8 protein-coding genes are annotated in these 10133 nt (G+C 43.7%); all 8 read right to left on the bottom strand.

All coding sequences use genetic code 11. The annotated features are described in order from the left end of the window. A partial coding sequence (locus LU351_RS10550) for a transposase (RefSeq protein WP_232592392.1) occupies positions 1-580 on the bottom strand: 580 nt, incomplete at its 3' end. A 73-nt stretch (positions 581-653) separates the two neighbouring features. After that, positions 654-1532 (bottom strand): SDR family oxidoreductase, encoded by an 879-nt coding sequence (locus tag LU351_RS10545; protein ID WP_232594033.1) that lies wholly within the window; start codon positions 1530-1532, stop codon positions 654-656. Between the two features lie 121 nt (positions 1533-1653). Further along, positions 1654-2262 (bottom strand): nuclear transport factor 2 family protein, encoded by a 609-nt coding sequence (locus LU351_RS10540; protein ID WP_232594032.1) that lies wholly within the window; start codon positions 2260-2262, stop codon positions 1654-1656. 48 nt (positions 2263-2310) lie between these two features. Further along, on the bottom strand, positions 2311-2955 hold the full coding sequence (locus LU351_RS10535; RefSeq protein WP_232594031.1) for an NADPH-dependent F420 reductase: 645 nt from the start codon (positions 2953-2955) through the stop codon (positions 2311-2313). A gap of 145 nt (positions 2956-3100) precedes the next feature. Continuing rightward, a complete protein-coding gene (locus tag LU351_RS10530) occupies positions 3101-4060 on the bottom strand; it encodes a lipid A deacylase LpxR family protein (protein WP_232594030.1) in 960 nt (319 codons plus the stop codon). Positions 4061-4224: 164 nt separating this feature from the next. Continuing rightward, positions 4225-5661, bottom strand: coding sequence for an efflux transporter outer membrane subunit (locus tag LU351_RS10525; RefSeq protein WP_232594029.1), 1437 nt, complete (start codon positions 5659-5661; stop codon positions 4225-4227). Beyond that, entirely contained in the window at positions 5658-8831 is a 3174-nt protein-coding gene (locus LU351_RS10520; RefSeq protein WP_232594028.1) for an efflux RND transporter permease subunit, read from the bottom strand. Before LU351_RS10520 ends, LU351_RS10525 begins: the two co-directional genes overlap by 4 nt. Further along, entirely contained in the window at positions 8828-9991 is a 1164-nt protein-coding gene (locus tag LU351_RS10515; protein WP_232594027.1) for an efflux RND transporter periplasmic adaptor subunit, read from the bottom strand. The genes LU351_RS10520 and LU351_RS10515 overlap by 4 nt, the downstream gene beginning before the upstream one ends. Between the last annotated feature and the right edge of the window lie 142 nt (positions 9992-10133).

The raw sequence follows: 10133 nt of genomic DNA, 5'->3' as shown, positions 1-10133 counted from the left end.
TCTCTTGGTTCTTCTTCGCCCAGCGGGCATCCGTATCTTTTTGAGCGCCAACGTTCGGATTCTTTTCAAAACGATCAGGCGTTTCACCGCGTTTTATCTGTTTGTTTTCTTCCTTTTTATTGCGCTGCCTGGGAACATCGACAAAACTCGCATCCACTATTTGACCTTTTCTTGCTTGAAAACCGTGTTCCTCTAATTGAACATCAAAAGTAAAAAACAAACGCTTCATTAAACCAGCTTTGACTAGGTTTTCTCTAAACAGCCACACTGTCTTGGCATCAGGCACCTTGTCCGATGGAGTCAGACCTAAAAACCGGCAAAAAGAATAGCGGTCCCGTATTTGGTACTCTATCTGATCATCGGATACATTGTATAAGTGCTGAAGTACGAGTACTTTGAACATCAGAAGCTCGTCATAGGCTTTACGACCCGCATTGCTTTTTCGGTTCGACTTTCGTATTTCCTTTAAGGTCGGACGAAAGGCTTCCCAAAATATCAGTTTGTTGAGATGAACTAATGGATCTTTTTCATCTAACTTGCGATACCTGTCATCTAAATCAAAAAAGCCGGGCTGAGACATAGAAGGAAACTCTTGAAATTTTTGAACAGTGAGATTATATCAAAGTTGGGCTATTTTTAGAGGTGCCCTTAATTTATTGAAATAGACTCAAATTGCTCCCGACAAACTGCTGAAAAGTCGTTGCTCTTTTACCCAATAATTTCTCCGTATCAGGCAGAATGTCGGCATATATCCCGGTAGCAAATAAATCTTGGATTTCTGCTAGTACATGCGCCGTCCATTCCGGCATTCCTTGAGCCATCATCGCCGCTCTCGCATCATATGCAGAAATAGGCACGTAGCTGACAGATTTACCACGCTGGTCGCCGATGATCTCGGCTACCTCATGAAAACTTAAACTCTCTGGCCCTGTTAAATCATAAATTTTGTTGTCATGCCCTGATTCGCTTATCACTTTGACTGTGATATCTGCAATATCTCTTACATCGATTGTGCTTTGTTTGGCTTGGCCCAGTGGTAAATAAAAAGTATCGGTCTGGGCAATACTTTGTGCTTGCAACAGCATGTTTTGATGAAAAGAATTGGGCCTTAAAATCGTATAATTTAATCCACTTTCAATGAGTTTTTGGTCAGATAATCCATGCTGTCGTATCACTTCTGAAGGCGAGTCAACAGAAGCACCTAGACCGGAAAATTTTACCAGCTGGGATACACCGGCTTCCTTGGCGGCTACAAAAAAATTGTAAAATAGTTCTACTGTATAGTTTTGAATCGCAGTGACAATATAGGCCTTTTGTACATCAACGAAGGCACGTTTCAAGCTTTTAATATCGGACAAGTCACCTTGTACTAAATCGATTTTATTTCCCAGTTGCTTACGTGCACTCTCGATATTACGCACCAAAGCTCGCGGCTTGATATTAGGATGATCAGACAGAGCGTGAACAAGCGCTTTGCCGTTTGTGCCTGTGGCACCGGCAATTAAAACGGTAGTAGTTGCTGCGTTAGTCATACTATTTCTCTTATAAAGTTTGTTGCTTTTTTTCTGGCACTTTGGTCTCCGTGAATCAAAGTGCCAGCCATATTGCTGAATGGTTTGCTAATAAAATCGGATTGTTGGTATTTTCAAAACGTCATTCACTCACGAGATAGCGGCTGGCTTTAATTCGAACTTCCCGGTCCGCTACAACAGCTGCAGCTACTGCAAATTGATCGTAAATACGGTGAGTAATTAACCACCGGTCATCTTTTTTGACTAGCTGGTCCCGAACGACCCCGTGAGCAAGAATGCGAGGTAAATCTCTTGCATCAGACTCCTTAGCGGGATGCAAATCCAACACAAGTAAATAACTGACGGCTTGCGCTTTACCTTGCCCGACGGCACTTGTCACAGTATTGAGTGCCATATGGCGGTAGCGATCAAAAGCCTGTGGATTACTCTTGAGCCAGTTGATAAACGTTTCGACTCCTTCTAGACGACCGTAAATGGAGTGTTGTTGCTGATAGTCTTTTGTTAACAAATGCCTGAATGCGTCGTAGTTGCGAGCGTCCTCCGCCAAATAGACGCGCTGTACCGTTTCGCGAACCTTATTAGCATCTTCCCCAGACAGGTAGCTAACTTGTGCTGGATTAACCAGGTTGTTTGGTAGGCTGGTTTGTGTGGGAAAGGTTTCACTGCTGGCGGTGCCAGAGACAATGACTGATGATAGTGAAAGTGAGATTAATAAATTTTTGATATTCATGATTTGTTACCTCTCTATGTATTTGAGAATTCAATAAGTTGTACGTGATTAGGCAGCTAATTCGGCTCTAAACTGCTGAGTGCGCTCGATCAGCTCGTTTTTTGTCAATACGACATTCCAGATGGGGCTAGGTGGATCGAGAGGGCGTGATTCGGCCAATGTGCCAAGAACAACAGGCACTAAGCCTGCATCTTTGATGAGTTCAGCCACTGTATCGCAATCATGCGCCTCATCGGCAGCCAAAGGCATAGCGATGGTGGGCTTGTCCACGTTACTGTGTTGTTCGACATAACCTGTCCACAACGACGTAAATGCCTTCGCAATACGCGCCTTGGGTAAACGTTTTGCCATTACCAACCCGGCAATTTCGTCGTCGTGAATCACCCGATCAGTGCCGCCGCTTTTGTTCCACACCAGTGGATTCGTGGCGTCAATCACCAATTTGCCGACTGTTGCTGTCCGGATAGCGTCAAGAGCGGCATCTACTGTGTTGTAGTTGACTGCCAGTAGAATGACTTCTCCAAAGCTCGCAGCCTCTTGAACTGTACCGAATGCGATGGAATTACTCTGAGAGCTATTAAGTTGAATACTTTCCGGATGACGCGAACTCAACATAACTTGATGTCCCGCGGTGCTCCAAAGAGATGCGTAAAGTTGTCCGATTGCGCCTGCGCCGATAATGCCTATTTTCATGATGGTATCTCCTGCTTGGTTGTCTAAATGTTGGAATCTATGATAAGAAGTCATCATAAAAAGAAAAATAGGGGTAAAATGGCTTCAGTAGTGACAAAAAGTCATCAATAACACAAGTAAATTGGCCTCTCGAAATGTCTTTGTTTCAACGTTGCCAAGCGAAAGTCAAGGTGCCAAAACGACTAGATTCTTTAACCTCCCTGTTGTCACCGCCCAATAAAAGATTTGTTTCCGTTAACGCTAAAGTGACCAAACAGTGTTTAGTTAAGGAAAAAGCAACTCCAGCAGTTACGCCGAGTCGCTCTCTGTCGTAACTCACTGATGGACCATCTCTAAATGCTGTTCCATCTGTATAGAGCCAGCGAGCGACGTAACCGCCTTGAATGCCAAAATATGCGTACCAACCGCCACTGGGTGCAACAGGGTTGGCAACTCGAGTGTTGGCGTAAAGAGGTGTGTGATAGGATTTATCCAGTAGGCGTCCGGTTCTCAACATTATTGCTGCATTGCCTGAGCTTTCTATCGTACCAAGGTTAATTTCTGCCTGAGTTAACAGATCCCAATGACTACTTTTGGACACCCAATTGCGCCACAGTCTTGCTCGAGAAAATTGGAAAACAAATTCATTTTCCATTTGCGTATCCCAGCCTTTTGCTCGGTCACTACCAATCAGGTCATGGACAAAATTTTGTGTTTGTTCTGCGCCTGAGGCGGGACCAACCACGCCAACGGTCGTACTAAATTTATCGGCCTTTTTGGGTGACACCATGACGTAGTTGTTTATTAAAAACAGAACGCCCGAATAGGGTAATTCATTCTCAGATGGTATCGGTTCTTGAGTATCGAGAGGCGTTACCATTGATTGACCCAATGTATAGCTATTAATCGCATAAAAGGCATCGTTACTTGGCCACAACCACAGAAGCGGTTTCACCCAAAAATCAGGCTTGGTCATTGATTCTTTTTGTCGGGGACCTACTTGATACAAGGAGATGTAAAGACCATTGGTATATCCATTGTCGTTGCCCACAAAGAGATCATTATCAATCGTGATCGATGCCCAATTAAAAGGCGTTTCGCCATAAGTTTTGGACACCAAAATCATGCTGACGACCAATATGCCTATGCTTGAGATAAAAATTCGTTGATACGTTCTTTTTGATGGTGAAATCAATAATTTGCGAATTGCATTCAATGAAACTTCCCCCGTTTCGTATTGGATTAGAACTCAGCAAAATTGGGTAAATTGTAGATGAATACCAGTTGATTTTATTTGGTGTTTTGAGTGATTTGCCAACCGCCGCCAAGTGCCTTATATAAGGCAACTAAGTCAAGTAATACTTTGGTTTCGCTAGTTGCTAGCTGACTTTGGGCATCCAATAAACTGCGCTCTGAGTCGAGTAAGTCAAGAAAATTATCACTACCCGCGTCGTACCTTTGACGAGCGAGTATTGACGCCTTAGCACTTGCGTTCGCTGCAGCAGCAAGTTTTGCTCGCCTTTTTTCTTCGTGAGAAAAGTTAACCATTCCAGTATCAACTTCTTCCAGTGCTACACGTACTGTTTTTTCAAATCGAGAAAGGTCAGCTTGAGCTTTAGCATCTGATGCTTTAATGCGAGATTTCACACGACCTAAATCAAACGCGGCCCACGAAATGCGAGGACCAAAAATAAAGTTGGATGCACCTCCAGTAAATGTGTTCGAAAATGATGTTGATAAAAATCCAATACTTCCTTCGAGGGTGAAGCGCGGATAAAGATTCGCAACTTCTATATCGTATTCTGCAATAGAACTTGCCAGTTCGTGTTCTGCTGCTCGGACATCGGGTCTTCGAGCAAGTAAACTTGGCGCATCTCCGACTGCTACAGTAATAGGAATGGAGGGAAGGTCTTTTGATTGTTTAAGTAGTTCACGCAGGGTATCTGGCGGTTGTCCCGTGAGGACCTCGAGCCGATTGATCGAGGCGTTTATTGCAGCTTGAAGGGATGGAATTTGTGATTCTGTAAAAAGTACTTGGCTTTTTGCGCGTTCTACATCAAGCGTGGAACCTCGACCTGCAGTCAATAGTTCATTCGTTAACTTTAATGTGGTGCGCTGGTTCTTTGCATTCTTTTCAGCTACGTTTAACTGTAATTGTGCGCCACGCAACTCAATATAGTTTTTTGCTACCTCCGCAGCAACTGTAACGTGCATAGCTTGAGCGTCGGCACGCCTCGCTTCTAGATTCGCTGATGAAGCACTAATACCTGAGTTCACTCGGCCAAATAGATCTAGCTCCCAAACAGCGTCAAACCCAGCATCGTATGTACTAAAGTTACGTTCAGCATTGATGCCGTTCACGCCTTCGTCACTCAAGCGTTGCCTTGCACTGCCGGCGTTCGCTTGGATAGTAGGATAACGGTCGAGTTTGCTTTCGCTTACTAGTGCTCTCGCAGCTGCAACATTAGAAAGAGCGATACGTATATCGTAATTGTGCTTGAAAGCATGATGAATTAGCTGGCCTAGCTCATTGTCTTTTAATGTCTGCCACCAACGTTGCTCTGGGTTTGATGCTCGGTACCGACCTTTCTCATGCTCTTGAAATTCAACTTTATTGGCTTGAAAATTATTCGACTCAATCTGATTTCTAAATTCAGGATTATGACTACAGTTAGCTAATAGAAAAGTGGCAGCAATACAACAAAGGACATTATGATAAGGTTTCATGCGACTACCTCATTTGCATTAGTTTCCCGGCTTCTACCCAAAGCCATTCCGAGCTTGCGGCACATGACATAAAAAATAGGAGTAAATATTAGCCCGAATAGGGTAACACCAAGCATGCCACTAAACACTGTAATACCTATTGCTTGCCGCATTTCAGCTCCAGGCCCAGAAGCTAATGCCAACGGAACAACACCTAGAATGAAAGCGAAAGATGTCATTAAAATAGGGCGAAGCCTTAGTCGAGCCGCTTCGGAAGCTGCGCTATAAATATCTCTTCCTTGCCCTTCGAGTTGTTTGGCAAACTCCACAATCAGAATAGCGTTTTTACTCGCCAAGCCCACTAAAATAACAAAACCAATCTGCGTAAGAATATTATTGTCCATTCCCGCGAGGCTCACGCCGGTGATAGCGGAGAGCAAGCACATGGGTACAATCAAAATAATTGCCAAGGGCAGGATGAGACTTTCGTAAGTTGCAGCAAGAAGAAGAAAGATAAATAAAACAGCTAAAACAAATGCAATCGCCGCGGTATTGCCCGCTAGTTTTTGTTGTAGTGCCAGTTCTGTCCATTCATAGCCAATACCCTCTGGCAGTATTTCCTCTGCTAACGCTTCCATCGTAGCCAAAGTCTCACCTGAGCTATAACCATAAGATGTCGCACCAAGTAAATCTGCAGAAGGATAGAGATTGTATCTGGGGACTCGAGAGGGACCCGTTGTGTCTTTGAAAACTGCAACGCTTCCTAGTGGAACCATCTTTCCGTCATTATTTCGCACACGAATTCTATCTACGTCCTCTCTACTCAATCGATACGGGTAATCAGCTTGAGCTGTGACTCTAAAAGTACGTCCTAAGAAGTTAAAATCATTAACGAACGCGGATCCAAGATAGATCTCTAAAGCCTCAAAAACGCGCTCTATTGGAACACCTAACCGCTGAGCTCGTTCGCGATCAATATCTAAATAAAGCTGCGGTGTAGAAGTCTCGAAAAAACTGAAAACATTGCTTGTAGCGGGTGCTTGATTGGCGGCCATCGCAAGTTGCCACATAGCATCTTCTAGCGCGGGAAGACCGTATCCGGCACGATCTTGTATCATCATTTTGAACCCCCCACCGTTACCCACGCCTGGCACTGAAGGGGGAGGTATTACAACGACAAAAGCATCCTCAATTTCAGCCATCGCATTCTGAATATTGGCGAAGATTTCGTGATAACTAAGACCAGCTGCTTTCCTGTTTTCAAATGAATCTAGTGTTGGAAAAATCGCGGCGGCGTTTGTTGCATTCGTAAATGTCGCACCGGCAAAACCGGTAAAACCCACAGTGTTTACAACACCATCAATGGCCATCAATTTGTCTGTCGCGGTTTGAACTATTTTATCGGTTCTTGAAAGAGAGGAACCTGGAGGTAGCTGAATACTTACAATAAAGTAGCCTTGATCTTGCGGAGGAATAAAACCGGAGGATACGCGGTTAAATTGCCACGCCGTTACCGACATAAGCACAATATAGACGATGCCAGCCAATGCGCTCATCTTCGTAAGTCTACTCACGAGATTGCCGTATTTTTTAGAAAAGTAATCCATAAATTGATTGAATTTGTGAAAGAAAGACGTAATGGGTCGCTTGGTCCAATGCTCTCGACTTTCCGTAGGTTGACTTTCGTTGGGGTGAAATATGAGTGCAGCTATGGCAGGGCTCAAAGTAAGAGACACGAATACCGAAACCATGGTTGCGATAGCAACCGTGATTCCAAACTGCTGGTAGAACTGACCCGATATTCCTTCGATAAATAAAGTTGGGAGAAACACCGCTGCAAGCACGAGCCCCATCGCAATTAGGGCGCCGCCGACCTCATCCATGGTGGCTCGCGCGGCTTCTAGAGCGTTCATACCTTCGTGCATTCTTCGCTCCATGTTTTCGACAACGACGATCGCGTCATCGACCACAATACCAATAGCTAAAACCAATCCGAAAAGTGTTAAGTTATTTAGCGAGTAACCCAAGATATTTAACAGTGCAAAAGTACCAATTAACGACACTGGAATGGCGAGTATCGGGATTATCGAAGCACGCCAGCTTTGGAGAAAAAGAATTATCACCAAAACAACCAGAAATACGGCTTCAATCATCGTGTAGATAACGGAATCTATTGAAGCTCTTACAAACTCGGTCGGGTTGTAGACAATTTCATACTCAAGATCTTTGGGAAAGTAAGCTGAGAGTTCCTCCATTTTTGCGATGATTGCATCGGATGTTTCTAATGCATTCGACCCTGGTCGCTGAAATACGGGTAGTGCGATGGCTTTTTTATCCCCCAGATACCCTTTTGTTGCATAACTCTCTGCTCCAATTTCTACGCGACCAATATCTTTTACACGGACTATGCCTCCTTGTTCACCTACCTTAACAACAATATTGCTAAATTCTTCTGCCGAACTCAGACGTCCCTGGGTTTGCACATTGAGTTCGAATGCCCGCTGATTGGGCATGGGTTCCTGATTTAATGTGCCGCTGGAAACCTGAACATTTTGCGATCGTAACGCCGCGAGCACATCGCCGGCCGTCATGTTCAAGGAGGCGATGCGGTCAGGGTCTAGCCATATCCTCATGGAATATTGAGAAGCGCCAAACATTTGCACCGACCCAATGCCGTCAATACGCGCAAGCTGATCTCTGATTTGCAAAGTGGCGTAGTTAGCAATATATGTTTGATCGTAAGTCGCATTGGGCGAGAATAAATTGACAACAAGCATCAAATTGGGCGAACTTTTGCGAGTTGTTATTCCCAGCCTTCTCACGGCATCAGGAAGACGGGGCGCCGCTATTGCTACACGGTTTTGAACCAGTACTTGGGCAACATCAAGATCTGTCCCCAATTTAAACGTCACGGAAATGGTGACCCTGCCGTCTCCCGTCGATTGTGAAAACATATACAGCATACCTTCAACACCATTTATTTCTTGTTCAATAGGTGTTGCTACGGTTTGAGCAATAACATCTGCGTTGGCACCAGGATAATACGCTATTACTTCTATTGTCGGAGGCGCTATTTCTGGATATTGAGTGACGGGAAGTTTGGTATAGGCGAGCCAGCCAACAATCATTATCAAAATAGAAAAGACGCTAGCAAAAATCGGCCGATCTATAAAAAATCGAGAGAATGTCATGATTTTTCTCCCTTTCTATTTTTTTCTTTTTTTGTTTTTTCATTCTCGACATATACATATTCGTCCTCAAGGTTAACTTTATATGGCGTCACTTTCATACCAGGGCGAATACGCTGAATACCTCTCGCAACAATCTGATCATCCGCTACCAAACCTTTTCGAACAATTCGCCACTTTTCCTGATAGGTTGGTCCAAGTTCAAGACTTCGCATTTCTACAATATTTTGATCGTTGATTACATAGACAAATTTTTGCGCTTGATCATTAGAGATAAGAACATCGGGAATTAATATGGCAGTGTATTCTGCGCTTCCCAATAATCTTGCACGCCCAAAAAGGCCGGGCTGAAGGAATCCGTCAGGATTGGGAATAATTGCACGACCTTGAATGGTTCCGGTACTCTGGTCCAAACGATTTTCAACAAAATCCATTTTGCCTTTATGTGGATAGCCTGTTTCGTCCTGCAGTTTTATTTCGATAGGATTAGCTTTGGTGCGAGATCCTTCTCGACCTCCGGATCTATCAAGTCGTGAGTATTTAAGAAAGTTACGTTCACTAGCTTCGAAATAAAAATGAATTGGATCGATAGCGACGATACTTGTCAGCAGCGTTGCATTAGAAACATTTCCACTTACTAAATTTCCGACATTGACATAATCACGGCTTACACGTCCAGAAATTGGCGCTTTGACTTGAGTAAATTCCATGTCGAGTTTAGCGCTATCTAGGGCTGATTGAGCAACTTTAAGTTCTTGTATTCTCCGGTCTAATTCTTCTTGCGATGTCGCGCCTGTTTGACGCAGCTTATTTGCGCGTTCGTATTCTTTTTGAGTTAATGAATATTGTGCTGACGCGCTGTCTAGCGCAATTTGAAAAGGTCTTTGGTCTATGACAAAAAGCGTATCTCCTTTCTCAACTAATTGTCCGTCTTTAAAGAGCACTTCGTTTAAATACCCGCTTACCCTCGCTCTAATCTCTACCTCTTTGACCGCTTTGAAACGACCGGTATATTCATCCCATTCGACAATACTCTTTTGCAAAGGATTGCCCACTTTTATTTCTATTGGTGGGGAGGTTGTTTTTTTTATTTCTTCTTTACATCCAGCAAGAGGGAAAGCGAAAAATACTAAGGTCGCTATACCTATCTTTAAATGATTCATAATTTTCACTATTAAGTTTTTGAATATGAGATGAGAAAGATTTGTATCGTCGTACCTAAATACGCATCCGCCAGAAAACAATATCGGATGTATAGATAAGAGGCAAAAGGTTAAAAGTGTTAGTTATTTCTACCTCTAAAGA

The sequence above is a fragment of the Marinibactrum halimedae genome, from assembly GCF_021234875.1.
GTDB lineage: Bacteria > Pseudomonadota > Gammaproteobacteria > Pseudomonadales > Cellvibrionaceae > Marinibactrum > Marinibactrum halimedae.
Note: the sequence above shows the minus strand (reverse complement) of the source record. Positions and strands in the feature narration are given on the sequence as shown.